Here is a 26,392-nt window from a genome sequence, read left to right as displayed (position 1 = left end):
AGCCAGATTGCCGCCGCGGGTGGCCTGCTGACGATGTTACCTCCAGTTTGGGCGGGCGGCGGCAGCGGCGATTTCGACGATTGCCTCTACTTCCACCGCGAAGCCCAGCGGAAGGGAACTGACCCCGATAGCTGATCGGGCCGGCAGCTGCTCCGCGCCGAACGCAATGGCCAGCACTTCGGTGGCACCGTTGGCAACAAGATGGTGCTCGGTGAACTCGGGTGTGCTGTTCACAAAGATGAGGGCCTTCAGGACCCGGGCCACCCGGTCCAGTCCGCCGAGGTGGTTGCGCACAGTGCTGAGCAGGGAAAGCATGACGGCCTGCGCCGCTTCCTTTCCTTCCGCCGTCGTCAGGTCCGCTCCCAGCTTGCCGCGATGGATCGGCGCTCCGTCCGCGAACGCCCCGTGCCCGGAAACCTGGAGGATTTCCCCGTGCTGTGCGACGAGGGCAAAGGTTCCCACCAGCGGGTGAGGTGGCGGCAAGGTCAACCCGGCCGCGGCGAGCTTCTGCTCGGGTGTCATGTATGCATCCTTTCCGGGCTGCCCACGCGGCGAGGCTACTCCAGTGAGACCACAAGCGGAAGCGGACGACGGCGGGAGGATTCGCGCCGTCGTCCGCTTTCTGTTTGTTGGGACAGGGCCATGCCTCTTCTAGAGCTGCCCGGTGGGCCCGCTGTCCTTGACGTCGCCACGCCAGGCCCCGGTTTCGGTACCGCGCGATTCAATGAAGTCCTTGAACTTCCGCAGGTCGGCCTTGACCTGCATCTCGTCGATCTTCAGCGCGGCGCCTGCCTTTTCAGTGACGGTTTCCGGCGCCCATTCGAAATGGACTTTAACCTTCGTGTGATTGGCATCCAATGGCGTGAACCTGATGATGCCGGCGTGGGACTTGCCGTCGGTGCTGCGCCAGGCGATCCGGTCGTCAGGCTCCTGGTCGACTATTTCCGTATCGAACTCACGCTGGACGCCGCCCACCTTGGTGACCCAGTGGTTGGTGGTGTCGGTCAGCTGGGTTACGGATTCCACCCCGGACATGAACTGCGGAAAGGATTCGAACTGGGTCCACTGGTTGTACGCGACCCGCACCGGAACTGCGACTTCAACGGTCTCTTCAACGTGTTCCATCTGCTTCCTCCTGTCATGACGGACGGCCGCAACAACGGACCGGCAGCACGTGCCATCCTGCCAGTCAGGCAGCCGCCACCTCTGGACGATAAGCCCGGCGGCCACCTGTGTCCAGACGTTCGGAATCCCCGGGGACGTAGGCTACTGAATAGGCCGGACGCCTCATGACCGGCCCCGCCTCCCGAAGGGAACATCAAGTGGACAGTAATCCAGGTACTTGGTTCTTAAGCGGCAGCGAGCGGGGGAACTCCGCCACCCATGTGCACGCGGAAGGTGCAGGATCGCCGTCGTGGTCGGAGGGCAACCTCGTCAAGCCACTCGTTCACGGCGCCACGTACTTCGCCCGGCTGCATGAGGAGCTGTCTGCCTTGCAGGCCGGAGACCGGGTGTGGTTCACCGACTGGCGCGGAGATGCGGACGAGCGGCTTACGGAGGACGGACCGGCGATCGGTGACCTGCTGGCGGGGTTGGCCCGGGCGGGAGTGGAAGTTCGCGGCCTGATCTGGAGATCCCACGGGGAGCGCGTGTCTGCCCCGATGAGTTGGCGGTCCAATGAGCTCCTCAGCCGCAAGATCAACGACGCCGGCGGCGAGGTGCTGCTGGACCAGCGGGTGCGGCTTTTCGGCTGCCATCACCAGAAACTGTTCGTCATCCGCCGTCGCGATGACCCTTCGCGGGACGTCGCGTTCGTGGGCGGGATCGACCTTTCGCACAGCCGCCGGGACGACGCCGACCACGCGGGAGACCCGCAGGCGGTGGCCATGGATCCGCGGTACGGGAAACAACCGCCGTGGCACGATGCCGCGCTCGAACTCCGCGGCCCGGTGGTGGCGGACGTGCTGGAATTGTTTGCTGAAAGGTGGAACGACCCCCATCCCCTGGACCGGCGCACGCCGTACCGGATGCTGCTGCAGCGCATGGCCGATATGCCCCGGCACCCCGAGGCCCTGCCGGAGACTGCGCCGCCGCCGCCACCGGCCGGCCCGCACGCCGTGCAGCTGCTGCGCACCTACGGTGTGAAGCATCCGCCGTTCCCGTTCGCGCCCGGCGGTGAGCGGAGCGTTGCCCGGGCCTACACGAAGGCTTTCGCCCTGGCCCGCTCCCTGATTTACATCGAGGACCAGTACCTGTGGTCGGCAGAGGTCGCAGACGGAATCGCAGCTGCCCTCGAGCAGAACCCCGGGCTGAACGTTATCGCCGTGGTGCCGCGGTACCCGGACTCCGACGGCGCGTTCGGAGGCCCACCCAAGCGGCTCGGGCAGCTGCGGGCCATCGAGAGGATACGCCGCGTTGCGCCGGACAGATTCGGCGTCTTCAATCTGGAGAACAGGGCCGGGACTCCGATCTATGTCCATGCCAAGGTCTGCATCATCGACGACACCTGGTTCACGTGCGGCTCGGACAACTTCAACCGGCGGTCCTGGACCACGGACAGCGAGCTGACCTGCGCGGTCATCGACACTACAGCCGGCCTGGGGGAAGCGACCGGCGCAGACGCCGATCCGGGAGCCGCCCGGCCGTTGGCCCACAAACTCCGGCTACAGCTCTGGGCCGAACACCTGGGCCTGGACCAGGATGACCCCCAGCTGCACGCCCCGGGGGCCGCGCTGAAACTGTGGAACGCCGCCGCCGACGCTCTGGACGATTGGCACACCACCGGCAGCAGCCCGCCCCGCCCGGCGGGCCAAGTCCGCCACCACACCACAGAACCGGTGACACGCCTCCAACGGCTCTGGGCGGATCCTATGAACCGCTTCCTGGTGGACCCGGACGGGCGCCCCCGCAAACTGCGGGGTACCACCCGGTTCTAGGCAAGCCAGTCCAGGACCTGCCCGATCCCGAACTCGCCTACGGCGTACATCCGCGGGTTGTCGTCTGAGTTGCTCAGCAGGGCCGTGGACAGGATGAGGGCCCAGCCGCGGGCCCGCACAGCCGGACGGCCAGATGGTCGCCCAGCCGGAAGGTCGCGTTGTCCCAGCCGTTCGCAACCCGGGCCAGAGGAAGCCCGCCGAGGTCGGGCTGCTGGTCCCGGAGGAGGCCCCGCACGATCGTGTCATCCACTTCCACCGTGGCTGGTGGCATGACACCCATAGGGTCCGCCTTCCTGGTTCGCCGTTGCGGACTGTTCGCCGTGGCGGACAGGACGTACGACGGTGGGACGTCCCGCCGTCGTTCGCTCACCTAGTGGTGGGCACTGAGGATCGCCGAATCCCTAGCCCGCCCCTCACGCAGGCTGGCCTGGCACTCAGCCGCCCGCCCGGCGACATCGCCGTGGACGGCGGACGTTATGGCCTCGACAACAGCGATTTGGCCGGTGGTGTCAGGAACGCCGGGAAACTGTACCTGCGGAGCTTCGGCTGCAGCTGCGGGCGCCTCGTTCGTGGTGCGCATGCGGAGGATCGCAATGGCCGAGATCAGGCACCAGGCGATGTTGGTGACCACTGAGGGCCACGCTTGGTGGACTGCACCATTGATGATGAACGCACATGCACCGATGAGGTTGGCCACCTGGAAGCGTTTGCCGGCCTTCAACCAGCCCATGGAGACCGACAGGTAGGCCGACAGGATCAGAACCGCCCCTGACCAGCCCGCAATTTCCCACAGCAGTTCCATGATGTCCCTTTCAGAGGTGATGTGGTTTAACAGCAATTATGAGCACGACGCACCTTTAGAGCAATTGCATTCCACTGAAGATATGGTTTAGAACTGCTTAACATGGATATCGATCCGCGCAGACTCCGCGTCCTCCTCGCGATTGCCCGCACCGGCGGGGTGCTCGCCGCGGCTGACGAACTGGGAATCAGCCCGTCGGCCGTCTCCCAGCAGCTCACCAAACTGGAGGATGAGACGGGGCACGCATTGGTGGTGCGCACGCCCAAGGGCTCGGTACTGACACCGGCAGGCCTTGCCGTGGCGGAGGCCGGCGAGGAGATTGAACGCGCACTCAACGTCGCCCGGGCCCGCATCGAAGGCGGTGCCAGGATCGCCGGAGTGGTCCGCGTGGGCGGATTCACCAGCTTTATCCGGACTGTGGTGATCCCCCGCCTGCCTGAATGGCGCGCCCTGTACCCGCAGTTGCAGATCCGGATTGTCGAGGACGATCTGCCTGCCATGATGCGGCTTCTCCGCCAACGCCAACTCGACGCCGTGGTGGTGGAGCTCGATTCGACGACAGCCGGGCAGCGTTCGCTTCCCGCCGGACTGACCGAGGAGCCCCTGCTGGACGAGCCATGGAAACTGGTGGTTCCCGCCGGGGCCCTGCTCACCACAGACAACATCGATCTTGCCCGGCTGCCGCTACCGTGGATCGGCGTCGAGCCCACAGCCGCGAACGCCTCGGTGCTCGGCCGCCTCCGCCAGTCCACTGGCACCCAGATGGAAACGGTGCATCAGTACCAGGAGACGCTCACGGCCCTCGCCCTCGTCGCCGCGGGAGAGGGTATTGCGATCCTGCCTACCTTGGCACTGAGCGGCGTCGTCCACGACGGCGTCGATGTCCTGGACGTCCCCGGCCTCGGAACGCGGCGGATCGTGCTGCGAAGGTTCGACCGGCGAAGGTCAACCAGCACCCCGGTGGACACCGTCGCACGCCTGCTGCGGGAATCGGCCGCCGCGTTCGACACCCGCGCGGCATCCTGAGAATGCGGCGCACTGTGGGGAGCACGGCGGATGTGCGGGATGTTGTAGCGGCGCATCAGGAATCCGAGCAGCCCGATCCCATGCGCGTCAAGCAGCGAGGCTGGTCAGGATTGCCTGTTCCAGGAGGCTAACGGTCATGGGCTGGCAGCCTGGCGGCATGAGTGGCGACTCCCGGTCCGGGTGCTCGGCTGGATAGTATCGGCCGGTTGGTGAAATCCAACCGGGTGGCTCATTTTTGGTAGCCGCCGCGGGTGTCCAGGGCCGCCGGTGTTTGAGGCGGTGGTGCTTCGGGCATACCTGCCCAAGGTTGCTGATCCCGGTGGTCCCGCCGTGCTGCCAGGCGGTGAGATGATCCACGTCATTGTCGAGGGACTGGTTGCTGCAGCCGGGGAAGGTGCATGTGCCGTCCCGCATCTTGAGCCAGCGCTTCAATGCTTCCGGGAGCCGGTAGCTGGTGCGCCCGATTTCCAGCGGTGCCCCATTCCTCGGGTCTATCAGGACGCGGTACAACGAGCTGGCACCGTCAGCAACCAGCCTGCGGGCCACGGATGGCGGGACCGGACCCAGCCCGTCGACCTCGGCGGGTTCGTCTGTGATGCCGAGGAGGGCGAAAACCGGGACGGTGACAAGCACATCAGCCTTAGGCGTGGGCATGTCACCGGCGTCCCGGTTCGCGCTGCCCAGCAGCAGCCCTGCTGCGGTGTCGGCGCGCAGCTGGGTGAGGTTGCGTGGTTCGTGCGGGCCTTGGAGGCCGCGGGCGAGAGCGGTCGTTTTGTTCCAGATGGCGCAGGCAGTGACCCCGGGAAGATAGAGCGAGATCCAGGCCATGCCATCCCGGTCCGGGCTGTACTCCATCCGCCGGTCCGCCATGCTCATCGCGTGGCGCGCCTCAAGGGACTCGGGGTGGTGGCGTTCGCGCCAGGCCCGGACCTTCCGGCGGAACCGGGCGGGCACCATCTTTCCGGGCCCGGCAGCGGGGACTAGGTTGGTTTCGTCCGGGTCCGGTGCGTCCTGGCCGAAGAAGTGTGCCTCCAGGACAGAGACTGCTCCGGGGGTGAGGCCGGCAGTTTCCTCGACCATGATGCGGGCATGCTGCCAGGCGATGGTGCCAGTTTGGAGTGCATCGAGTGCCGCCGGCAACGAGGTGGTCAGCGCGTGGGCTTCTCCAAGGAGGGCGGATGCGGCGCGTTCACCGACGGTGAGCACGCAAGCGACTTCTGCCACCAGGCTCATCTCCCGCGCGGACGCCTCATACGCACCGACCATTGGGGCCTCCATCCCGGCCACGGCCTCCGCGTAGGCGGCCACCAGCCGGATCTTTACCGCCGCCGTCGCGGCCTCGACCCGGGCCAGCACGCCTAACCCGTCCAGGCACGCCTCGGAAAACTCCAGCATCGGATCAGTATCGGCATCGGGATCAGCACTGGGACCAGCTTCGAGATCGGGAACACGCAGAGGCCCAGCCGGGGAGGCCGGCGGCCAGGCACAAACACCGGCAAGCTCATCAACCAGCCCGGCCACCGACGCAATGGCAGCCGCAACCGCGGCCCTGCCTCCCGCATCGACAACCACATCGGTTTCCATAACCAAAGCATGGCAGGAGGGTCCGACAATAAGGGAAGTTCCGGTTTGTGCTACTGCTGGGAGAGCCAGCACAGGTGGCACCGCGGCGCTGTGCGTCACCGCCCGGAGACTTTACGTCACACAACGCGACGGCATCCCGCTCAGGGCAGGCAACGCCCTACCCTTGACAGGTGACTTTGACTACGATCCGCACCGCCGCCGCGACTTCCCTCGCCGCCGCCGGTCTCCTGTTTACTCTCGCCGCCTGCTCCGCACCGGTCGCCTCCCAGCCCACCATCTCCGCACCGGCCTCCTCGGCAACGGCCCCCTCCAGTGACTCCGGGCCGTGCGCCGGCGTGAAGGTCGTCGTCGATTCGGGCTCCCTGAAGCAGGATGCAGCTGATCAGTCCGTGTGCGTGCCTGTGAACGCCCCCACCGCAGCTTCCAAGGTCCTCGACGAGGCCAAGATCAAAACCGAAGGCACCACCCAGTACCCCACCGAACTTGTGTGCCGTGTGAACGGCGTGCCCGCCGCAGACTTCGACATCACCCACAAGGCCGGAACGTACAAGGAAGAGTGCAAGGGCATGCCCGCCGCCTTTGCCTACTGGTCCCTCTGGGTTAAGCCAAGCGCCGCCGGCGCCTGGGAATACGCCCAGGAAGGCCTCGCCACCCTTCAGGTGAACCCGGGCCAGAGCCTGGAACTGCTCTTCACGATCGACGGCGAACCGGCCGCCCCCGCGGCATGACCTTCCGACCCGCGCCGTTACGCGCGGCGGCAGTCCTCGCCGTCGTGTTCATCGCGGCGCGGGTCATCTACCGCGTCCTCTTCAACGGCGCGGGCATTGGTGAACCGCTTCTGCTCGACCTGCCGGGGATCCGGCTACCCGCACCGTATGCCCACGTGGTCTTCCTCGGCCCGGTCACGGCGCCCGGCCTGTGGGCGGCGGTCCTGTCTGCCCTGCCGATTGCCGGGATGTTCGTCGCTTTCGGCCTGCTCAACTCGTTTGTGGACGTGGCCCGCGGCTTCGTGCACCTGGCCCGCCGCGGCCCCATGCAGGGCCTGGCCCGGACACTCGTGGTGGCGTGGGCGGCCCTCCCGGCACTCGCCGACGCCGTGTCCTCCGTCCGCCTGGCCTTCCGGTTGCGGGGCGAACGTTTCGGACCGCGTGCCCTGGTGCCCGTTCTCGAGCGCACCCTGGAGCACGCGAGCCGGGTCGCCGCGGCCCTGGAGCTGCGCGGCTTCGGGAGCCGGGCAGCACACCACCCCGTGCGCGACGACGGCGGCCCGCTCCTGGTGCGGGACGCCCAATTCCGCATCGGCGACGCGCAGGTCCGCGTCGCCGGCTTCACGCCGTCGAGCGGTTCCATCACGGTCATCACCGGCCCAACCGGCTACGGCAAATCCACCATCCTGCGGGGCATCGCCGGCCTCCTCTCCCACGTTGACGGCGGCGGAATCTCCGGCACCGTACGCGTCGCCGGAACAGACCGCGCCACCACGCCGCCGCGCGACACCGCCCGCCTCATCGGCGTCGTCCTCCAGAATCCCCGCGCAGCATTCGCCAGCACGCGGGTCCGGGACGAAATCTCCCTTGCCCTTGAGCTGCGCGGCATAGCATCCGGCACGGCCAAGGCCCGGGTGCTGGAGGTTGCAGAGCGGATCGGGGTCTCGGAACTGCTGGACCGGAATATCAGCACCCTCTCGGCGGGTGAGGCAACGCTCGTGGCCATCGCGGCCGCGGTGGTGGATCATCCGGCCCTGCTCCTGGTGGATGAGCCCCTGGCCGACCTCGACCCCGCAGCCCGCGGGCACGTCATCTCCGTGCTCAACCAGCTCGCCCACGACGATGGTGCCTGCGTGATTGTGGCGGAGCACCGGGCGGCTCAGTTCGTCCCGGTTGCCGATTCGTGGTGGACCATCGACGACGGCGCCCTGGTACCGGGTGCCACCCCCTCCCCTTCTGTGCCTCTTGAGGTCCGCCCAACGCCGGCCCGGCCAGCTGAGCACGCGCCCGTACTGACTGCTACAAACCTCGCGGTGTTCCGCAAGGGCAAGCCGCTGGTGCGCGAGGCGTCCCTGACCCTGCACCGCGGCGAAGTGGTGGCCCTGGTGGGGCCGAACGGGGCCGGGAAGTCGTCCCTCCTGGTGGCTCTCGCGCTCGGTGGAGGAACGGCAGCTGAGGGGACGGCCGACGGCGGTACGCTCGACGGCGGCCGGGTCGCCCTCGTGCCGGACGCCTCGGACGACCTCTTCACCAGGGACACCGTGGCGGGAGAGCTCCGCGCGGCAGAACGGCGCCAGGCACGCGCCCAGCGCAACGCAGACCGGTCCACCGACCGTGGCACTCACCAATTTCCCCCAACGCCTGCAGCCTCACACCTGGCCCGTCTGCGCGGTGACGTTCGGATCCCGACCGGGCACGAACATCCCCGGGACCTGTCGGCCGGCGAGCGCAGGATCCTTGCCATTGCGCTGCAGACCATGGACCACCCCGAGGTACTCCTGATCGATGAGCCCACCCGCGGCCTGGATCCCGCGGCACGCACAGCAGTCTCGGCGGCGCTGCGGGCGGCAGCGGACTCCGGCGCGGCGGTCCTGATCGCCACGCACGACCTCGACTTTGCCCACGGCCTCGGCGCCCGGATCCTCCCGATGCGGGACGGCGTCGCGCCTTCCTCCGTCCCGGCCCATACACCGGAGCCAGACCTCCTACTCACCCGGCAGGCACATGCCGGACCAACACCGAGGGCCAGCGAACCAACAGACATCCAGAACCCGGCAAGGCAGCACCGCCTCCGGATGCCGCGGGGCGTCGAGCTTGCAGTCCTCGCTGCCGCAAACCTTGTGGCCCTCGCGGCGTTCTGCTGGCCGCTGCTCGCCGCCGCCCTTCCACAGGATGCCGCCGCGGCGCTCCCCTACGCGGCGCTGGCCATCGCGCCGCTCGCCGCCGTCGCCGTCGTCGTGTCCCTCGACGGTTCCGTGCGCTCCGCGCACACGGTGGCGCTGCTAGGTGTCCTGGCCGCAGTAGGTTCCGCGGTGCGGGTGGCGAGTACCGGCGTCGGGGGCGTTGAAGCAGTGTTTATCCTGCTGATCCTGGCCGGCAGGGCCTTCGGTCCGCGCTTCGGCATGCTCCTTGGCGCCGCCACGATCGCCCTCTCCAGCGCCCTGTGGGGCGGCATCGGGCCGTGGACACCGTTCCAGATCTTCGCCTGCGCGTGGGTGGGCGCGGGGGCCGGCCTGCTCCCCCGCAGCGTGCGGGGCAAAGCCGAACTGTGGATGCTGGCCGGCTACGGGATCGTGGCGTCCTACCTGTTCGGCCTGCTGACCAACCTGTGGTTCTGGCCCTTCGCGGTGGGCGCCGGCACCGGCATCTCCTACATGCCCGGCGCGCCGCTGGGCACCAACCTCAGCAGCTTCCTGCTCTACTCGCTGGTGACGTCGACGGCGGGCTGGGACACCCTGCGTGCTATCACCACCATCATCGGAATCGCCGTGGTTGGCCGGGCCATTCTCGCCGCCCTCCGGCGGGTGAAGCCGGTATCCAGCACGGGCGGGCAGGCCGCGCAGGATCACTCCGATCAGGCCCGGGACCGGCTACATCTCGGAGTCTGAGGACACCTTCCGTGAATACCTTGACGGTCACAGTGGGAGGATCCCTAGGATTCGCTGTTTCCCGTGGATAGTCTGGGACAGGACGCCACCCAATGGAGGGTCAGTGAGAACGTGATCGAAGCAGTTGCTGCGGTAATCGGCCGGAACAACGTCACCATATCCGGCCGGGATGATGGGCCTGTGATGATGTTTGCCCACGGTTTTGGCTGCGATCAGGCTATGTGGCGGAAGCTGCTGCCCTATTTCGCTGATGATTACCGGCTGGTGCTTTTTGATCATGTTGGTGCAGGGCACTCCGATATCAGCGCCTATGACTGGGAGAAGTACGGGTCCCTGAATGGGTACGCGTCGGACCTGCTGGAGATTTGCGCCGCCCTTGAACTGGAGGACGTCATCCTGGTGGGCCACAGTGTCAGCACGATGATCGGGGTGATCGCCGCCGTGCAGGAGCCCAACCGTTTCTCCCATCTGGTCCTGCTTGCTCCTTCGCCCCGTCATACGGATGACCCGTACGACGGCTACGTGGGCGGGTTTTCGCGGGAAGACATCGAGGGCATGCTGGCATCTCTGGACAGCAACTATTTCGCCTGGGCCGCGGCCTTGGCGCCCGTGGTCATGGGCAACCCGCAGGAGCCGGAATTAGCGGAGGACCTGCGTGCCAGCTTCTGCCGGACAGATCCGACCATCGCACGGCACTTCGCCGGGGTAACCTTTTTCTCCGATACCCGCCCTGCACTGAAAAAGTTGCACACCAACTGCCTGATTCTGCAGTGCTCCGACGATCGCCTTGCCCCGCCGGAAGTGGGCGCCTACCTGCACACGAATCTGGATCACAGCACCCTGGTGCAGCTCCACGCCACCGGGCACTGCCCCCACGTCAGCGCTCCGGAGGAAACGGCCCGGGCGATTCGGCACTACCTCGACACCCGCTCGTGACAGGCGGCACTGGAAAATCTGCTTCGCGGATGAAGGCTCGTCGCTGGATGCCATGGGCATGTATCAAGGATTTGCCCGGCCGATTTGCCGAGCAGCTCTAGATGCGCACAGCAACCGCATTGGGATGCCGTGGGTGCTGCGCGTACCAGGGTCATCGTTTGTTTTTGTCCAGTTTCTGCTGCAGGTTAGCCACGAATTCGGTGGAAGAAATGGAATAGATCCGGTGTCTGCCCCTGGCTATTGAGGTGACGGTGCCGAGTCCGTGAAGGGCGGCCAGATGATTTGACGCCGTTGCCGGTGCAACTCGGAGGGCCACGGCGAGTGAGCACGGTGTGGCCGGGTTTTCCGCCAGCAATTGAAGGATGCGGATTTTTTGCGGGCTGACCAGGATCCGCTCGGATACGTAATCAGGGTAGTCGTCCAAAGAGTCCTCCATTGTCGGGATCGATCGCTGTTGCGGGCATAGATTGCCGCAGGGGTCGGGGCCCGTCCGTCCATGCGGTTCCCGGGGCTGAGGCGGGCCGGCTTGACGTTGCCAGCTCAGGCGGCAGGCCCGGCGACAATTACCCGGACGGAGGCCCGTTCGAGTGCCTTCGCGATCGCGGCGGGGACCGGGGCGTCTGTGACGAGGACGTCGACTGCGTTGAAGTCCATGAGGTGAACGATTGCAGAGTGGTTCATCTTGCCACTTGTTGCAACGACGATGACCTCGTCTGCCGCCTGAATCAATGCTCTCTTGACCGGTAGTTCCAGATCCCTGTCCACGTACAGTCCGTCTGCATGCAGGGCGGCGACCCCCATGAAGGCTTTCTGGGCGCGAAGGTGATTCACGGCGGCGAGTGTCATTTCGCCCGCGAAGGCATGGCTGTCCTGCAACAGTTCACCGCCGAGGCAGATGGTCCGCGCTGATCTTAGGCGTAGCCCCTGTTGGATCACCGGTGCGGAGTTGGTGATGATCGTGCCGCGAAAGTCGTTAGGCAGGCAGCGCGCAACCTCGAATGCGGTCGTCCCCGCGTCGATGATGATCGTCTCACGAGGGGAAATGAGGGCCTGGCAGGCCGTTGCTATAACCTCCTTGGCCAATGATTCGTGGTCGGCGCGTTCCGCGAAATCGGTGGTGTGCAGCGCCCCATGGAGCAGACTGACGCCCCCATGCACGACCCGGACGATACCGCGTGCCGCCAAGTCACGCGTGTCACGCCGGATGGTCATGTCAGAAACGGCGAGTGAAGTCGCCAGCTCGGCGGTTGAGACGAAACCGTTTCTGCCGAGGCGGTTGATGATCTCGGTCTGCCGGGAGCTTAGTCCAACCGTGTTGCTCATACTGACGCTCCGTCTCGTGTGGGTATTAGTTTTAGGATAGCCGGATCAACAGGAAATGTTCGGTATGCAACATTCCCTGTTGATCGGCCGTTACGTCGCAAGGGTGTTCTAGCGCGAAAAATTGAGCTCCACTGCTTTGCCTTCACGTGCTGACTGCTCCGCGGCAAGCCCCATCCGAACGGCACGGAGCCCGTCCTGGACGGTCACCTCAACTCTCCCTGCACCGAGGACTGCATTGCGGAACCCGAGGTGCTCGTAGTAGGTCGAGCCATGGTGGCCGCCGGCGGCGAGGATCTTCGCGTCCACCTCAATGGCCTGGCGCACCGGGTTCAGGGTGCTGCGCGGACTGAGCACGACTTCGGCTGGCACATCCTCATGGCCGGGCCAGTGCTCGGGGGATACAGGGACGAAGCATTCGACTTTTGCCCTGTCTCCAATGATTGACAGGTGCTCCTGGAATTCCGAACCTTCTGCAAACATGCAGAGGTCGAACATCGCACGGGCGCCGTGTTCGAAGTCTACGATCACGTAGGCGTTGTCGATGATGTCAGGCACGCGGCCGTCGTAGCTTTCGTCCTGATGGTTAACGTCGGCGGAGCCGGAGGCATAGATGCGAACAGGCTCGTCGCCAAGGACATAGCGCATCAGGTCGAAAAAGTGGCATGCCTTTTCGACCAGGGTGCCTCCGGTTCGCTCGTTGAAACGGTTCCATTGTTCGACCTTGTCAAGGAACGGCTGCCGGTGCTCGGTAAGGGTGAACATGCGGACTTTTCCGACCTCACCTTTCTTCACGGCTTCGAGCATGGCCTGGACCGGGGGCATGTAGCGGTACTCCATGGCAACCCATACCGGCGCGTCATACCCCTCTACGGCCCTCTCTAGGGCATCGCAGTCCTCTGTGGAGGAACACAGCGGCTTTTCGATGAGAATCGGGAGCTTCTTGCCGCTGGCGAAGATGTCCTTCAAGATTCCCCAGTGGGTGTCGTTTGGAGTTGCAATGACGATCGCGTCCACAGCTTCGGAATCCAGCATCTCCAGATGGCCGGAGTACTCAGCAACTGGGTGGCCGAGCTGGCGGACTGCCTCAGCCCGGGATGATTCGGCGGGATCCGCAACCGCAACAACTTCACTACCTGGAATCAGTGCCAGATTGCGGATATGTTCCTGCCCCATGTTTCCGACGCCGATCAGGCCGTACCTCAGCGTTCGCGCCTGTTCCTCAGTTTTGGGTGCGGTAGGCATTGCCATTCCTGTCTCCTTGGTTGTCGGCTGGCGTGGTCCAGCTCACATATCTAGATATACACAAAAAATGTTGGTTCTCCAACACAAAGTGTGATATTCATAACTTATGTGTTGCAGGTCACGCGTCGAAGCGGCTTGAGATACGCATTGCTCCCAGTGAGCGGTGCGGCACACTCACACTCCGTCGCGACTGAACTGTAGGTGTATGTCCGTGCTCCCGTATGTAAGGAATGACAATGAAGTCTCGATTAGCGTTCGTCGCGGCCACTGCCGCTCTCTCCATCTCGTTGGCCGCCTGTGGAGGCGGAAGTTCTGACTCCGGGGCGTCGTCCACGCTGGAACTTCAGACCGGAGTCGCTGCCGACACCAGCGAGATGACGACCTTGAAGTCCATTGCCGCTGATTTCGAAAAGGCTAATCCTGGCAAGAAAATCAACCTCGTTGCTGCCGGGACCAACTACGAGAATGACATCAAGGTCCGACTGTCATCGGGAAACGTGCCCGACATCTGGATGACCCATGGGTGGTCCTTGCTTCGTTACAGTAAGTTCCTTACTCCCCTGCAGGACGAGCCCTGGGCCAAGAACGTCGTTCCGGCGCTGGACCCCGTCATGAGGGACAAAGACGGATCCCTGTATGCCATGCCCACCAACGTGGACATCACGGGCATCATGTATAACAAAGACGTCCTCGAAAAGGCCGGGTTCAAGCCGGAGGACATCAAGAGCTGGGATGACTTCATGAAAGCGTCCTTGAAAGCAAAGGCAAACGGGGCCTCGGCCATTTACGCAGGCGGAAAGTCGATGGCCGGCACGATCCTGGATCACGTGATTTCGGGCGCTTACAGTGAAGACGATCTGTCGAAGATGAAGTCCGGGACGTTCGTTGGTGACAAGTACGGGAAGGCTTTGGAGCTGATCGCCCAGTGGCGCGATGCCGGACTTTTCAACCCGGACTACTCCTCGGCCACCAAGACGGACATGTCCAAGGCCCTGGCACAGGGCCAGGCCCTGTTCGAGTTCGGGCCCTCACCGATTGCCAACGACGCACTGAAGTTCAACCCCCAGGCCAAGGTCGGGTTTATCCCGATTCCCACGCTGAACGGCGGGCCGTCGTACCTGGACACCGGGGAAAGAACAGCTTATGGCGTCTCCAAGACCACCAAGGACCCGGCGGGGGCGAAAGCCTTCCTGGCGTTCCTGGCCAAGCCCGAGAACGAAACCAAGATGGCGGCCGCGTCTGCTGCTCCTCCGGGACTGGCTGATGCACAGATGTCAGACGGACCCCTCAACTCGAGCTATGACACTTACGTAACCCAGGCCAAGACGCCGGCAGTTCCGTACTTCGACCGGGTTTACCTGCCTAACGGCGCGTGGAGCACAATGGGCACCAACTCGGATTCCATCATCACGAAACAGTCGGACGTCAACGGGGCGGTCCAGCAGATGGAAGCTACCTATAAGAGCCTCTACGGTCAGGGCAAGTAGGCTCAGTCTCTCTCCTGGCGGGAAGGGGCGTCGGGCGACGTCCCTCCCCGCCGTGACCGATCATTCGAAGGAAAGTCGCATGACTCAAGTTCTTGCCGCACGAACCCCTCAGGACCATCAGTCTGGCCGCGCTCCCCGGAAACCGCGTCGGCGCGGCGGGCTGGTCAATCTTCTGTACGCGCCCGTCCTGCTTCTGTTCGCCGTCTTCACGGTCTACCCCTTGTTTCGCGGTGTCGGCCTGTCTTTCACGAACTGGGATGGGTACAGCCCCGACCAGGCCTTCGTCGGCATGACCAACTATTTGCGCTTGCTTAGTGACTCCACCTTCCACACGGTCTTGTTCAACACCCTTATCTACGGCGTGGGCAGCACGATCATCCAGCAGATCCTGGGTCTGGCCCTCGCAGTCGCCCTCGACCGCCCATCACGAAGCCGAAACGCAGCAAGGGCGATCATCTACCTGCCGGTACTGGTCTCACCGGTGATCATGGGCACGATGTATTACCTCCTCTTCCAATACAACGACGGCACGTTCAACGACATCATGGTTGCCTTGGGGGGTCAACGCACCGCCTGGCTGAGCAACCCCGGCGTGGCGACCGGCATCATCGTGGCGGTCAACAGCCTTCAGTTCACCGGGATCTCGATGATCATCTACCTGGCCGGTTTGCAGTCCATCCCGGGAGAATACTACGAAGCGTCCAGCCTGGACGGTGCCACCGGCTGGAAGCAATTCACAAATATCACGGTACCTCTACTGCAGCCGGCATTCGCTGCCAGCATTGTGCTGAACCTGATCGGCGGCCTGAAGCTTTTTGACGTCATCAAGGTCCTGACCTCAGGCGGCCCAGGGTATTCCACCAACTCAGTCTCGACACTGATCAGCGTCGCCTACTTTGAGGACCAGACAGCAGGCTATGCCTCCGCGATGGGGGTCGTCCTGTTCATCCTGATCATCCTGGTCAGTCTCAGCGTTAACGCTGCACTGAACCGCAACCGAGTGGAGGCATGATGCAGCTCACCAAAAAGCGTCTCGGCGCCGCGGCAGCCGTACTTGGCCTGCTCTTAATGGTTGTCCTCCAGCTTCTGCCGTTCTGGGTAGCCCTCACCACCGCCCTCAAACCGATGACCGACCTGTCCCCGCAGCTGTTCATGCCCGCCGAGATCTACCTCGGCAATTTCTCCACCGCAATGGCGGAGGGCAACATCGTGCAGGCGGTACTCAACAGCATCCTCGTCACCGGGATCTCGACGGTGCTGGTCTGCTTCCTCGGCGCTCTGGCGGCCTATCCGTTGGCCCGCAGGCTGACCCGGCTGAACAAAGGGGTCATGCTGTTCATCCTCAGCCTGCTCATGATCCCTCCGCTGAGCATCATGGTTCCGCTCTATGCCATGTTGACCCAGCTGCACGGGGTAAACACTTATTGGGGCATCATTCTCGTCATGGTCACGGGGCATCTGCCGCTGAGCGTCTTCCTGTATTCATCCTTCCTCCGCAACATTCCTCTGTCCCTCGAGGAAGCGGCGACCATCGACGGTGCCAACCTCATCCAGACCCTGTTTCGGATCGTGTTCCCCCTGCTCAAACCCGTCACCGCAACAGTCGCGATACTGGCAGGAGTGTCCATCTGGAACGACTATTCCCTGTCCGTATTCATCCTGACCGATCCGGCGGTCCGCACCATCGCACCTGCGGTAGGAGCCTTCTTCTCCCAGGAAAGCAGCAACCTCGGCGCGGCTGCCGCAGCCTCCCTGATGGCGCTCACCCCGGTACTTATCGCCTACTTGTTCCTCCAGAAATTCTTTATGAAAGGTATGGTCGCCGGTGCGGAAAAATAGATCCCATGGTGCAAAGTCCTCGTATCGACAGGACGCTGCCCTGACATCGATGCCGGAGCACAGCTGATGGGCGCCCCGACGGCACGGGACCGCTCCGCCCTCGTCACCGGCGGCGCGGCCGGCATCGGTAAGGCGGTTGTCGAACGGCTCTGCCACGACGGATGGGCCGTCTCGTTCGCCGACATCGACAACGGGGCAGGAACCGAGTTGGCGCGCAGGATCAATGCCGGGGGAGGGGCCTGCCGGTTCCACCATGTCGACCTGGCCAACCGTGCCCAGCGGGGAACACTCGTCAGCTCGGTGGTAGAGGCGTGGGGTGGCATTGATCTTCTGGTGAACAACGCCGCCGTGGTCGGCACACGCCTGAGTCTTCTGGAGCTCACCGAGGACGACTGGGATTCGGTCATCGAAACGAACCTGACCGCCACCGCGTTTCTCAGCCGGGACGCTGCCCGGGAGATGACAGCAGCCGGCAGCGGTGCCATCATCAACATGGCCACCATCCAGGAACGCCTGCCGTTGCCCGCCCATGTCTCCTATATCTCCAGCAAGGGCGGCATAACGGCCCTCACCCGTTCCCATGCCATCGAACTTGGACCCTTCGGGATCCGCGTCAACGCCGTGGTGCCCGGTGTGATTCAGACTGAAGGAATGGCCGGGGAGCGCCTGCACGTCGGCCTGCAATCAGACCCAGGCTCCGAGAGCGCACCGACCCTGCTGCCTCGTACGGGACTGCCTGAGGACGTTGCCGCCGCCGTGGCGTTCCTGGCTTCCGATGAAGCGTCCTTCATCACCGGTTCGACACTCACGGTTGACGGTGGCCGAAGCCTGAGCCGTAAACCCGATCCCTTGGCCGCCGGCCTGTTCAACCGCCCGTCCCCCAGCCGGCAGCAGACGCGGCCGGCAACGCCCCAAGGAGCCGCCCAGTGAGCGCCGACCAGATCCTGTCCGTTGAATGCCACCCCGTGGCCCCCCGTTGGATCTTCATCCGGCTCGAGACGCAGCAGGGACTAGTCGGCTGGGGAGAAGCCATCGTGCCCAAGCGAGCCCGCGCTGTCGCAGGCGCAGTCGCCGACCTCGCTGACAACATCGTCGGTTGCGATCCCGACCGGATCGAGGAATTGGCCCTGCGGATGCGCAACGGAGGGTTCTTCCGGGACGGTTCCGTCCTGGCAGCCGCCTCCGCCGGCATCGAACAAGCACTCTGGGATATCAAAGGCCACCGCTACGGACTCCCCATCTACGAGTTCCTCGGCGGCGCTGTCAGGGACCGGACCCGGCTGTACGCATGGATCGGTGGGGACCGCCCCAGCGGGGTTGTCGAACATGTGCACCAGCGGATCGACCAGGGCTTCACCATGGTGAAAATGAACGCCACGGAAGAACTGGACTTCATCGAGACGCGGGCCCGGGTCTCAGAGGTGATCGACCGGGTCGGGTCCATCCGGGACGCGGTCGGCGATAAGGTCGAGATCGCTCTGGACTTTCACGGCCGTGTACACCGTGCCATGGTCAAGGTCCTGATCCGTGAGCTCGAGCCGTTCCACCTGGCATGGATCGAGGAGCCGGTCGCGCCCGGGTATGAAAGCGAACTTGTCCACCTGATCTCGCCGGACTGTTCCATCCCCATCGCTACCGGAGAGCGGCTGACCCACAGAACTGAGTTCCGCCGACTCCTGCAGCAAGGCGTTGTGGATATCATTCAACCCGATGTCTCGCTCACAGGGATCTTCGAACTGGCGAAAATCGGCCACATGGCCGAAGCCTACGACGTCGCCGTCGCCCCGCATTGCCCCAACGGTCCCATCTCCCTGGCCGCTTCCCTCCAAGTAGGTTTCGCTGCCAGTAACGTCGTCGTTCAGGAACAAAGCGTGGGCCTGCACTACAACCAAGGCTATGCCGGTCTGCCAGCAGCGGAAATGTTCGATTACCTCTCCGACCCGGCACCTCTGACACCCCTCGATGGCCACCTGGCCCTCACCACCGGCCCGGGCCTCGGGATCACCGTGAATGAAGCGGCCGTCAAAGACTCCCGACCGTGGTCGCTGCGCGACCCGGACTGGCGCCACGCCGACGGAAGGACAGCAGAATGGTGACCTCGACCCTGCCCGCAGGAGCCATGGTGGCCCTCGCCACGCCAGTGACCCAGGACGGGTCACCGGATCCGCAGGGCCTGGAAAGGCTCCTGGACCGCGTCATCTCCGGCGGGATCGCAGGAATCTCTCCTTGCGGCTCCACCGGCGAAGGAGCACGGCTTACTTCAGACCAGCGCCTGCGCATCACCCGGCAGGTCACGGAACATGCCCCCGGGCTGCCGGTCATCCCTGGGGTGGCCGTCACATCCCTGCCCGAGGCCCACTGTGAACTTGCAGCCATCGCCGATCTCGGTGCTACCGCAGCCCTGGTCGCACCGCCATCGTACTTCCCCTCAACCGACGCTGAAACCGAAGACCTGTACGTCCGTTTGGCGGACCAGTCCCCGATCCCCCTTGTGCTGTACAACATCCCGGCTTTCACCAATGCCCCCGTAAGTCCTTCCGTTGTTGGGCGGCTCATGCGCCACCCGAACATCGTCGGCCTCAAAGACAGCAGCCGCGACCTGGAATACCTGCAAAACATCATCCATGCTGCTGAGGATGCGCGGATGACCGGTAAGTTCCGCATCTACACGGGAACCGATACGCTGCTCGTCGCCAGCGCACTGGCCGGAGCCGACGGAACAATCGCGGCCAGCGCCAACCTCGTCCCACAACTGGGCGTCCGCATCCTACGCCTCGTCTCCACAGACCTGCCCCAGGCGATAATCCTCCAAAAGCAACTTGCGATGGTCGTGGCAGCCTGCCGGAAAGGAAGCCCGCCCGCAGGATGGAAGACGGCGCTCTCGCTTGCCGGCATCTGCGGCCGCTCGCTCGTTCCCCCTGCGGCGGCCCTTGACGATGACCAGGCCGCGCAAATCTGGGAGGACCTGCAACGTGCCGGTGTTTTCGAACCTGATCTAAGGAACATCAGTTGATGGAGGCATTGGAGGTCGCCCTCGACGCACACGCCATTCTCGGTGAGTGCCCTGTGTGGGACGATCGTACCGGAACACTGGTATGGATCGACATCCACCGCCACGAAATCCACCGCCTCTGCCCCACCACCGGAGCCGACCGGCGCATCGTCCTGGACCAACCTCCCGGCGCAGTCGCCCTTCGGAACGGCAGCGGCCTTGTCGCCGCCGTCGGGATGGGTTTCGGCGAGTTGGATGAAGACTCCATGCAATACACCGAGTGGACCGCAGTTGCCCACGGAGACCGCATGAACGACGGAGCCTGCGACCCTGCCGGGCGGTTCCTGGCCGGAACCCTCACCAACGGACTGGTCCCCGGGGCGGCATCCCTCTACGTTCTGGACCCCGCATCCCGCCAAACACGCGAAATACTCCCCAACGTGACCCTCTCCAACGGACTGGCCTGGACCCCGGACGGAGCCATGATGTACTTCGTGGACACGGTACTTGAACGGATCGATGCCTTCGACTACGACATCACCACCGCAACCCTCACGGCCCGGCGCACCATCGTGGACCTGAACGAAATTCCAGGCCGGCCGGACGGGCTGACCATCGACGCCGACGGCAACCTATGGGTCGCGATGGCTCAAGGCAAAACCATCCGCTGCTACGACGCCCACGGCCGCCTGAAGCATCTCATCCCGATCCCGGCACCCATCGCCACCAGTTGCACCTTCGGCGGACCAGACCTCGCCGACCTTTACATCACCACCGGCGAATGGCCCGCTACAACAGACCAATTGGACGACTACCCCCACGCCGGAGCCGTCTTCCGGGTGGTCGGTACGGGCGCCCGAGGTCTCCCAGCTCACCGCTTCGGCGGTTGACCACTACAGAATGCACGTTTTTCAACACTGATTGTTGATATTCGCACATTTTCTGTGATACTTCTTTCTAGTAGCTCTAGCCCGACTCCATGAGGGGATTCCCATGAATGCGCCGAAGTCAGACGGACCGCCACTTCTGGTGTTCGTGGGCGCCGCCACGACCGATGCCATTGCCCTGGTTGAAAAATATCCGCACCCGGACAGCAGGACAGTGGCGGAAGAACTCGTCCACGCCGGCGGCGGTCCGGCAGCCACCGCCGCAGTGGCCGCAGCCAGGGCAGGCGCACGCGCCGCTTTCATCGGAAGTGTTGGAGCCGACGCGGACGGGGACCGCATCATCGCGGACCTCTCAGCCGAGGGCGTCGATGTGAGTGCTGTCAGCCGTTCAACCGGCCATCCGTCCGGGACGAGCATCATTGTCGTTACCCGGAGCGGGAGCAGCAGGGCGATCATCACCCGCCCGGGACCTCCCCTGGACCTGGGTGGGAACAACGCCCGGGCCCTGTTGTCCGAGGCCGCCTGGGTCCATGCAGACCATATGGGCTGGCCCGCACTCAAAACCCTCCCAGACGGCGCCGGAGCCCTCCGGCTCAGCGTGGACGAAGGCAACCCCATCCCTGAGCTCAACCTGCGCGGCGTCGACCTTTACGTCCCGTCCCTTGACCGGTTGGCGGCAAGATTTGCGGACAGCCGCTCTTCCGATCCGGATGTTCTCCTTCGTCTCGCCAAAGACGCCGGCGCCGCGATGGTGGTGGCCACGCAGGGTTCCCGAGGCTGCTGGGGACTCGGTCCGGACAAAGCCGTCATACACGTTCCGGCGTCCGCGGCAAATATCCGTTCAACCCTTGGCGCCGGGGACGTTTTTCACGGGATCCTGCTCACATCGCTGGCGGCCGGGACCGGCTTGCAGGAGGCGATGGAATACGCGGGCGAAGCTGCCGCCAAATCCTGTGAGGCCCTGGACGGACGCTCCGGGATACCGCGCCGGACACCCGCCGGAATGTCGTGGACGGTCCCGACCAACAGAACGCAGGGGCAGACCCATGCTGAATAATTCACACCTGGCGCAGCTGACGCGACCCTCCGGAGCCTTCGCGATGCTGGCAATCGACCAGCGCGAAGCGCTGCGGAACATGATCGCCGCTCACCGCGGGACGCCAGTGACCGACGAGCAGGTGCGGGCATTCAAGCTCCAGGCCGCGCGCACATTGACGCCATTCTCCTCGGCAGTGCTTATCGATAAGCAGTTTGCCCTCGACGAAGCCATTGACCAGGGCGCCGTCTCACCCGGGTGCGCCCTGATCGCCGCCGCCGACCGCTTCGAGAGCGCACACGGCGAACTTGTCGGTCGAACACACATCGATCCCGCCGTGGACCCGGCGGGCTACGCCGCCCGGGGTGTAAGGGCTCTGAAGCTCCTCGTTATCTTCAGGCCTGATGAGAACCCGGAACCCCGCGTCTCAATGGTCGAAACTTTTATCCGCCAGTGCCGAAATGCCGGCCTGATCAGCATCATAGAACCCCTCTCGCGCAGGCCACTCAACGGTGCCGGCGTCGACCTGGACGCAGGCATCATCCAAACCGCCGCCGAGCTCGGAAGCCTGGGCGCCGACCTATACAAGTCGGAAGTCCCCCACCACGGACTGGCCAGCGAGGGCGAAGTCAGGAACGCCTGTGCCCGGCTCACCGAACTGATCTCCAGCCCCTGGGTAGTCCTCTCCTCAGGCGTTCCGGAACCGCTATTCCCCAAAGCTGTCCAGTGGGCGTGCGCCGAAGGCGCTTCCGGCTTCCTGGCCGGACGCGCCGTCTGGGCGTCCTGCCTGGGAAGCCCGGACATCGCTCATTCACTGTCAACGGACGCCGTCGACCGCCTGAAAAGACTGTGCGAGATCGTCGACGAAACCGTAGTCGCCTGAATCCGCGTCAACGAACATTCTTCTTGCCACTACCTCTGGGACAGGTCAGCAGCAGCAACCTGACTGCCCTTGACCCGACTCGCTAACTTATCCAAACGAAGGAAACACGATGGTCTACGCCAACCAACTAATCGAAGGCCGCTGGGAACCAGCCGATGACGCGCGGGCCGTACTGGACCCTGGCAACGGTTCCCAGGTAGGCGAAGTCGCGTGGGGCGGCTCAATGGACGCCCAGCGAGCCGCGGATTCCGCGGCCAAAGCGTTTGATTCCTGGTCTCGCACCACGGCCAAAACGCGAGCCGATATTCTCCGGGACGCCGCCTCCCTCCTCTCCGACCGCCGGAACTCGATCTCCCTGCTCCTTGCCCGCGAGGCGGGAAAACGGCTGCCCGAAGCCCAGGGAGAAGTCGACTTTTCCGTCGAATATCTCCGCTGGTTTGCCGAGGAAGCCCGCAGATCAAACGGAACAGTGCACGCTCCCGAGGCGGACGGCCGCCGTCATCTCTCGATCCGCAGGCCCTCGGGCGTCGCGCTCAGCCTCACGCCGTGGAACTTCCCGGTCTCCATTCAGGCGCGCAAGCTGGCACCGATGCTTGCCGCCGGCTGCACGGTAGTCGGCCGGGTCGCCGAGAAAGCGCCGCTGGCAGCGACAGAACTCTTCCGTGCCCTCGTAGATGCCGGCGTTCCCGCCGGCGTCCTAAACCTCGTACACGGGCCATCACGGGAAATCACTGCCACCCTCTTGAACCACGAGGCGACCCGTGTCGTGAGCTTCACCGGATCCACCCATGTCGGGGCTGCTGTCATGGCTCAAGCCTCCAAACGGATCATCCGTCCCCTGTTGGAACTGGGCGGCAACGCGCCGTTCATCGTATTCGACGACGCGGACCTCGACGCCGCAATCGAGGGCGCCGTCCTGGGCAGGCTAAGGAACACCGGCCAGTCCTGCGTGGCCGCAAACAGATTCCTCGTCCACGAATCCATCGCCGAAGAATTTGGCGCGCGGCTGGCCGCCAGATTCGACTCCCTCACTATCGGCCACGGAGTTCCCGGCGCCGGAGAAGACATGCCCGACCTTGGACCGATGATCGATGCAAGCAGGGTATCGGAGGTCGGCGCAATCGTGACGGATTCCCTAGAGCAGGGAGCACGGCTTCTCACGAGCGACCGGGCCGTCCCCGCTTCAGGCGCCTATATCGCCCCCGCACTCCTTGCCGACGTCGCCCCCGGCTCCCGACTCGCAAAAGAGGAAGTGTTCGGACCCGCAGCGGGAATATTCACTTTCCGCAGCGACGACGAGGCCCTTGCGATGGCCAATTCAACAGACATGGGGCTCGCCGCCTACGTCTGGACCTCGAACGCAGCTCGTGCGTGGAAATACAGCGACCTGCTTGAAGCAGGAATCGTCGGCATTAACGACCCGTTGCCGTCCGTTGCGTTCGCACCAATGGGCGGGGTTAAACAGTCAGGCCTGGGACGCGAAGGAGCCTCTATCGGACTCGAAGAATTCCAAGACACCCGTTACCTCGCCTGGCGCCCCTGATCGCGGTGACGGGCACGCTCCTCATCCTCGCCGTGTTCATGGGCTCCGCCATGCAAAGGCTCACAGGGCTTGGCTTTGCACTGGTTGCAGCCCCGTTCCTGGTCCTGCTCATCGGTCCGGTCGACGGGGTGATACTCGTCAACATCTGCGGGGCGCTGACATCGGCCTCCGTCATGGCCCGGGTCTTCAAACAAGTGCAGTGGCGTAAATACGTCGTCCTCGTGCCCTCCGCGCTTATCGGAATTATTCCCGGCGCGATACTCGTACAGTACGTGCCCACTGCATGGCTTGAACTGTCCGTTGGGGCTCTGGTCATCATGAGCCTCACAGTCGGACTCACGCTCCGCTCACCGCACCAGCGCAAGGGCCTGTCACCGCTCGTGCTCGCTGGATCCGTGAGCGGACTCATGAACACCACGGCAGGGGTCGGCGGACCCGCGCTCAGCGTCTACGCAATCATGACCCGCTGGGAGCAGATCCGTTTCGCCGCCACGATGCAGCCCTACTTCCTCACCATCGGAATAACCTCCGTAACCGCAAAACTCCTCGCCAACCCATCCTCGATGCCCCAACTGCCGACATGGATATGGCTGTCGATGGCGGCAGCCATCATCCTCGGACTCTTCGCAGGCGAAGCACTCGCCAAACGAATGCCAGCACCATCGGCGAGACGGCTCATGATCGTCCTTGCCTACGTGGGATCAGTCGCCGCAACAGGCCGCGGCATGTGGGAGCTAATCGGGCTCTAAAGCGCGAGAGCAAATCGACCCGACTTCAGTTCGCTACGGACCGCTTTCCCCTTGGCAGTACTTTTCGTGGCGAGGCGAAGTCGGAGCGGGGACACGCAGGGATAAGCCTCGGGCTGGAAGGTTGTTCGCCGTTTTGGGTGCTGCCGGGCCATTGCCATCGCAGCTCGTGGCTACGAGCATGCACGCCGGACACGGACAAAGCTATTGGAAAGCGCGACGGAGGGGCCGTGACGAGGTCAAAATGCTACCTCCGCGATACAAGACTAGTCTTGGTCTAGTTAGGCATGCTGTTAGCGACTGAGTTATGGGGATACATTCGCTGCAGCTCAAGAGTCCGGCCTTCAACCACACAACCAGAAATTCCCCGGGAGTGGGACCGCGGAATTTCCAATCAAAAAAAGAAAAACAACGAGTAAATCAGTTACTCCATTAATTGTTAGTCTTATTCCTCAATTGGGAAGGACTCGGGTCTTGAGGGTGGGGCCTGTGAGTTCAGACAAGCCTGCTGCTCAGCTCGTCGCCATCAGCGCCTTCGCGACTTCTGCCACGACATTCCAGACTTCCGGACGGTCCGTTCAACAGGTTGATCAGGTGTCCCGTTTCTTGGTAACGGGAATCGGCGGCTCTCTGCTCCTTGAACCGGGTAGCCCCACACGGTTGGGGGTTGAACACACCCCCGACCATCTATTCGGGCTTGGCGTATGTGGCCGCACTCATGATTTCGTACCCCACGAAAGTCTCGTCGTTTTCAACCCAGGCATCGTGGCCGGGAGGAATGGCGTAGGCGTCACCGGCGTGGATTGTGTTGCGCGTCCCGTCTTCCAGCTGGACTGTGAGTGTGCCGGCGGTGCAGAAGCCCAGATGGTTGCTTTGGCAGCTGTCGGTTTTGGCAACGGTCTTAACCGTTTCGGACCAGCGCCAACCGGGCTCGAAGGTGAACCTGCCTAGCGTGGTGCCACCAATGGTGACAACGTCGACTTCTGTCTTTGGCGGACGGCGCTTTTCATCCGGTTCATTGAAGGACTTTGATTCAAGGGTTGTGACGGTTACCGCGGGCATTTTCAGTTCTCCTCCCAGGGAGTGGGTAATAACTGCTCCTTCGCAAGCGCGATGAGCGCTCCGGGAATGCAGGTCGGGCAGGCCCCGGACGGAGGTGCAGTAGGGGGCTGACCCAAACTTGCGTTCGAGATTCTCAGGTTGCTCTTAGCCGGAGGCACTGTCAATAGGTGCCGTCAGTGACCCCGGCCGCTCCTTTCGGGCGCCGTGCAGGTTTGGGCGGAAAGCCATCGCAGGAGTCACTTTGCTTGGCCTACGGCCCGGCTGTACGGTGCCGTGTCCGTATGCAATCTCCATCATTCCAGACCAAGATGTCGGTCCAATTGGGGCACACCCCCGGCCTGACGTCAGTAAGCTCCTGCAGGGACGTCAGGATAGGGTCGAAAACGTGTTCCCTAATTGCTTTCTGATGACGGCTTAGATTCCAACCTGACACGTGGCAGCATTACGTCCGCCCAGGCGTTTAGGCGTCAAGA

At 64.0% G+C, this 26,392-nt stretch carries 25 protein-coding genes; 16 read left to right on the top strand and 9 right to left on the bottom strand.

What is annotated here, in order from left to right; translation table 11 throughout:
* Positions 1 to 36: 36 nt before the first annotated feature.
* Together ACS5PJ_RS05065 and ACS5PJ_RS05060 are read right to left on the bottom strand one after the other, a co-directional pair.
* On the bottom strand, positions 37 to 522 hold the full coding sequence (locus tag ACS5PJ_RS05065) for a RidA family protein (protein WP_439433821.1): 486 nt from the start codon (positions 520 to 522) through the stop codon (positions 37 to 39).
* A gap of 129 nt (positions 523 to 651) precedes the next feature.
* Positions 652 to 1,125, bottom strand: coding sequence for an SRPBCC family protein (locus tag ACS5PJ_RS05060; protein WP_439433820.1), 474 nt, complete (start codon positions 1,123 to 1,125; stop codon positions 652 to 654).
* A 197-nt stretch (positions 1,126 to 1,322) separates the two neighbouring features.
* On the opposite strand from ACS5PJ_RS05060, the gene ACS5PJ_RS05055 reads away from it, so the two are divergent.
* Complete coding sequence (locus ACS5PJ_RS05055; RefSeq protein WP_439433819.1) at positions 1,323 to 2,936, top strand: phospholipase D family protein; 1,614 nt, start codon at positions 1,323 to 1,325, stop codon at positions 2,934 to 2,936.
* Here the strand turns inward: ACS5PJ_RS05055 and ACS5PJ_RS05050 are convergent.
* Together ACS5PJ_RS05050 and ACS5PJ_RS05045 are read right to left on the bottom strand one after the other, a co-directional pair.
* Entirely contained in the window at positions 2,933 to 3,055 is a 123-nt protein-coding gene (locus ACS5PJ_RS05050; protein ID WP_439433818.1) for a hypothetical protein, read from the bottom strand. The genes ACS5PJ_RS05055 and ACS5PJ_RS05050 overlap by 4 nt on opposite strands.
* Positions 3,056 to 3,306: 251 nt before the next feature.
* Positions 3,307 to 3,738 carry a CBU_0592 family membrane protein gene (locus ACS5PJ_RS05045; protein WP_439433817.1) on the bottom strand — a complete coding sequence of 144 codons (432 nt, stop codon included), beginning with the start codon at positions 3,736 to 3,738 and terminating at the stop codon, positions 3,307 to 3,309.
* Positions 3,739 to 3,840: 102 nt separating this feature from the next.
* On the opposite strand from ACS5PJ_RS05045, the gene ACS5PJ_RS05040 reads away from it, so the two are divergent.
* On the top strand, positions 3,841 to 4,764 hold the full coding sequence (locus ACS5PJ_RS05040) for a LysR family transcriptional regulator (RefSeq protein ID WP_439433816.1): 924 nt from the start codon (positions 3,841 to 3,843) through the stop codon (positions 4,762 to 4,764).
* An 87-nt stretch (positions 4,765 to 4,851) separates the two neighbouring features.
* Here the strand turns inward: ACS5PJ_RS05040 and ACS5PJ_RS05035 are convergent, their stop codons facing one another.
* On the bottom strand, positions 4,852 to 6,348 hold the full coding sequence (locus ACS5PJ_RS05035) for an HNH endonuclease signature motif containing protein (RefSeq protein WP_439433815.1): 1,497 nt from the start codon (positions 6,346 to 6,348) through the stop codon (positions 4,852 to 4,854).
* 170 nt (positions 6,349 to 6,518) lie between these two features.
* On the opposite strand from ACS5PJ_RS05035, the gene ACS5PJ_RS05030 reads away from it, so the two are divergent.
* From ACS5PJ_RS05030 to ACS5PJ_RS05020, 3 genes are all read left to right on the top strand, one after another.
* A complete protein-coding gene (locus ACS5PJ_RS05030) occupies positions 6,519 to 7,076 on the top strand; it encodes a hypothetical protein (protein WP_439433814.1) in 558 nt (185 codons plus the stop codon).
* The gene (locus tag ACS5PJ_RS05025) at positions 7,073 to 9,943 is read left to right on the top strand and encodes an ATP-binding cassette domain-containing protein (protein WP_439433813.1); all 2,871 of its coding nucleotides are present in this window, start codon (positions 7,073 to 7,075) and stop codon (positions 9,941 to 9,943) included. The genes ACS5PJ_RS05030 and ACS5PJ_RS05025 overlap by 4 nt, the downstream gene beginning before the upstream one ends.
* Positions 9,944 to 10,054: 111 nt before the next feature.
* Entirely contained in the window at positions 10,055 to 10,879 is an 825-nt protein-coding gene (locus ACS5PJ_RS05020) for an alpha/beta fold hydrolase (protein WP_439434115.1), read from the top strand.
* A 151-nt stretch (positions 10,880 to 11,030) separates the two neighbouring features.
* Here ACS5PJ_RS05020 and ACS5PJ_RS05015 read toward each other — a convergent pair whose 3' ends face one another.
* From ACS5PJ_RS05015 to ACS5PJ_RS05005, 3 genes are all read right to left on the bottom strand, one after another.
* Positions 11,031 to 11,303: an ArsR/SmtB family transcription factor gene (locus tag ACS5PJ_RS05015; protein WP_439433812.1), complete on the bottom strand. Its 273-nt coding sequence runs from the start codon at positions 11,301 to 11,303 to the stop codon at positions 11,031 to 11,033.
* 116 nt (positions 11,304 to 11,419) lie between these two features.
* Positions 11,420 to 12,202, bottom strand: a complete 783-nt coding sequence (locus tag ACS5PJ_RS05010; RefSeq protein WP_439433811.1) for a DeoR/GlpR family DNA-binding transcription regulator — start codon at positions 12,200 to 12,202, stop codon at positions 11,420 to 11,422.
* A gap of 108 nt (positions 12,203 to 12,310) precedes the next feature.
* Positions 12,311 to 13,450, bottom strand: a complete 1,140-nt coding sequence (locus ACS5PJ_RS05005) for a Gfo/Idh/MocA family protein (RefSeq protein ID WP_439433810.1) — start codon at positions 13,448 to 13,450, stop codon at positions 12,311 to 12,313.
* Positions 13,451 to 13,680: 230 nt separating this feature from the next.
* On the opposite strand from ACS5PJ_RS05005, the gene ACS5PJ_RS05000 reads away from it, so the two are divergent.
* The 11 genes from ACS5PJ_RS05000 to ACS5PJ_RS04950 all read left to right on the top strand — a co-directional run bounded on the left by ACS5PJ_RS05000 (position 13,681) and on the right by ACS5PJ_RS04950 (position 24,860).
* Positions 13,681 to 14,931 (top strand): ABC transporter substrate-binding protein, encoded by a 1,251-nt coding sequence (locus tag ACS5PJ_RS05000; protein ID WP_439433809.1) that lies wholly within the window; start codon positions 13,681 to 13,683, stop codon positions 14,929 to 14,931.
* A 79-nt stretch (positions 14,932 to 15,010) separates the two neighbouring features.
* Entirely contained in the window at positions 15,011 to 15,943 is a 933-nt protein-coding gene (locus ACS5PJ_RS04995) for a carbohydrate ABC transporter permease (RefSeq protein ID WP_439433808.1), read from the top strand.
* Positions 15,940 to 16,770, top strand: coding sequence for a carbohydrate ABC transporter permease (locus ACS5PJ_RS04990; RefSeq protein ID WP_439433807.1), 831 nt, complete (start codon positions 15,940 to 15,942; stop codon positions 16,768 to 16,770). The genes ACS5PJ_RS04995 and ACS5PJ_RS04990 overlap by 4 nt, the downstream gene beginning before the upstream one ends.
* 66 nt (positions 16,771 to 16,836) lie before the next feature.
* On the top strand, positions 16,837 to 17,700 hold the full coding sequence (locus ACS5PJ_RS04985) for an SDR family NAD(P)-dependent oxidoreductase (RefSeq protein ID WP_439433806.1): 864 nt from the start codon (positions 16,837 to 16,839) through the stop codon (positions 17,698 to 17,700).
* Entirely contained in the window at positions 17,697 to 18,866 is a 1,170-nt protein-coding gene (gene dgoD / locus ACS5PJ_RS04980) for a galactonate dehydratase (protein WP_439433805.1), read from the top strand. Before ACS5PJ_RS04985 ends, dgoD begins: the two co-directional genes overlap by 4 nt.
* Positions 18,860 to 19,783 carry a dihydrodipicolinate synthase family protein gene (locus tag ACS5PJ_RS04975; RefSeq protein ID WP_439433804.1) on the top strand — a complete coding sequence of 308 codons (924 nt, stop codon included), beginning with the start codon at positions 18,860 to 18,862 and terminating at the stop codon, positions 19,781 to 19,783. The genes dgoD and ACS5PJ_RS04975 overlap by 7 nt, the downstream gene beginning before the upstream one ends.
* Positions 19,783 to 20,652 (top strand): SMP-30/gluconolactonase/LRE family protein, encoded by an 870-nt coding sequence (locus ACS5PJ_RS04970; protein WP_439433803.1) that lies wholly within the window; start codon positions 19,783 to 19,785, stop codon positions 20,650 to 20,652. Before ACS5PJ_RS04975 ends, ACS5PJ_RS04970 begins: the two co-directional genes overlap by 1 nt.
* Before the next feature lie 103 nt (positions 20,653 to 20,755).
* Positions 20,756 to 21,706 carry a PfkB family carbohydrate kinase gene (locus tag ACS5PJ_RS04965; protein WP_439433802.1) on the top strand — a complete coding sequence of 317 codons (951 nt, stop codon included), beginning with the start codon at positions 20,756 to 20,758 and terminating at the stop codon, positions 21,704 to 21,706.
* Complete coding sequence (locus tag ACS5PJ_RS04960) at positions 21,696 to 22,568, top strand: aldolase (RefSeq protein ID WP_439433801.1); 873 nt, start codon at positions 21,696 to 21,698, stop codon at positions 22,566 to 22,568. The genes ACS5PJ_RS04965 and ACS5PJ_RS04960 overlap by 11 nt, the downstream gene beginning before the upstream one ends.
* A 109-nt stretch (positions 22,569 to 22,677) precedes the next feature.
* The gene (locus tag ACS5PJ_RS04955) at positions 22,678 to 24,111 is read left to right on the top strand and encodes an NAD-dependent succinate-semialdehyde dehydrogenase (protein ID WP_439433800.1); all 1,434 of its coding nucleotides are present in this window, start codon (positions 22,678 to 22,680) and stop codon (positions 24,109 to 24,111) included.
* 5 nt (positions 24,112 to 24,116) lie between these two features.
* Positions 24,117 to 24,860: a sulfite exporter TauE/SafE family protein gene (locus ACS5PJ_RS04950; RefSeq protein ID WP_439433799.1), complete on the top strand. Its 744-nt coding sequence runs from the start codon at positions 24,117 to 24,119 to the stop codon at positions 24,858 to 24,860.
* A 684-nt stretch (positions 24,861 to 25,544) separates the two neighbouring features.
* On the opposite strand, the gene ACS5PJ_RS04945 is transcribed toward ACS5PJ_RS04950, so the two are convergent.
* Positions 25,545 to 25,919, bottom strand: coding sequence for a cupin domain-containing protein (locus ACS5PJ_RS04945; RefSeq protein WP_439433798.1), 375 nt, complete (start codon positions 25,917 to 25,919; stop codon positions 25,545 to 25,547).
* Between the last annotated feature and the right edge of the window lie 473 nt (positions 25,920 to 26,392).

This window comes from Pseudarthrobacter cremeus, from assembly GCF_051857465.1.
Lineage (GTDB): Bacteria > Actinomycetota > Actinomycetes > Actinomycetales > Micrococcaceae > Arthrobacter.
This window is presented reverse-complemented; position numbering and strand designations above follow the sequence as displayed.

Coding starts and splice junctions, on each gene's coding strand:
- ACS5PJ_RS05025 (WP_439433813.1), top strand. CDS start 7,073: ATGACCTTCCGACCCGCGCCGTTACGCGCGGCGGCAGTCCTCGCCGTC.
- ACS5PJ_RS04995 (WP_439433808.1), top strand. CDS start 15,011: ATGACTCAAGTTCTTGCCGCACGAACCCCTCAGGACCATCAGTCTGGC.
- ACS5PJ_RS05045 (WP_439433817.1), bottom strand. CDS start 3,738: ATGGAACTGCTGTGGGAAATTGCGGGCTGGTCAGGGGCGGTTCTGATC.
- ACS5PJ_RS04955 (WP_439433800.1), top strand. CDS start 22,678: ATGGTCTACGCCAACCAACTAATCGAAGGCCGCTGGGAACCAGCCGAT.
- ACS5PJ_RS05065 (WP_439433821.1), bottom strand. CDS start 522: ATGACACCCGAGCAGAAGCTCGCCGCGGCCGGGTTGACCTTGCCGCCA.
- ACS5PJ_RS04970 (WP_439433803.1), top strand. CDS start 19,783: ATGGAGGCATTGGAGGTCGCCCTCGACGCACACGCCATTCTCGGTGAG.
- ACS5PJ_RS05060 (WP_439433820.1), bottom strand. CDS start 1,125: ATGGAACACGTTGAAGAGACCGTTGAAGTCGCAGTTCCGGTGCGGGTC.
- ACS5PJ_RS05005 (WP_439433810.1), bottom strand. CDS start 13,450: ATGGCAATGCCTACCGCACCCAAAACTGAGGAACAGGCGCGAACGCTG.
- ACS5PJ_RS05040 (WP_439433816.1), top strand. CDS start 3,841: ATGGATATCGATCCGCGCAGACTCCGCGTCCTCCTCGCGATTGCCCGC.
- ACS5PJ_RS04960 (WP_439433801.1), top strand. CDS start 21,696: ATGCTGAATAATTCACACCTGGCGCAGCTGACGCGACCCTCCGGAGCC.
- ACS5PJ_RS04985 (WP_439433806.1), top strand. CDS start 16,837: ATGGGCGCCCCGACGGCACGGGACCGCTCCGCCCTCGTCACCGGCGGC.
- ACS5PJ_RS04975 (WP_439433804.1), top strand. CDS start 18,860: ATGGTGACCTCGACCCTGCCCGCAGGAGCCATGGTGGCCCTCGCCACG.
- ACS5PJ_RS05035 (WP_439433815.1), bottom strand. CDS start 6,348: ATGGAAACCGATGTGGTTGTCGATGCGGGAGGCAGGGCCGCGGTTGCG.
- ACS5PJ_RS05000 (WP_439433809.1), top strand. CDS start 13,681: ATGAAGTCTCGATTAGCGTTCGTCGCGGCCACTGCCGCTCTCTCCATC.
- ACS5PJ_RS04945 (WP_439433798.1), bottom strand. CDS start 25,919: ATGCCCGCGGTAACCGTCACAACCCTTGAATCAAAGTCCTTCAATGAA.
- ACS5PJ_RS04990 (WP_439433807.1), top strand. CDS start 15,940: ATGATGCAGCTCACCAAAAAGCGTCTCGGCGCCGCGGCAGCCGTACTT.
- ACS5PJ_RS05010 (WP_439433811.1), bottom strand. CDS start 12,202: ATGAGCAACACGGTTGGACTAAGCTCCCGGCAGACCGAGATCATCAAC.
- ACS5PJ_RS04965 (WP_439433802.1), top strand. CDS start 20,756: ATGAATGCGCCGAAGTCAGACGGACCGCCACTTCTGGTGTTCGTGGGC.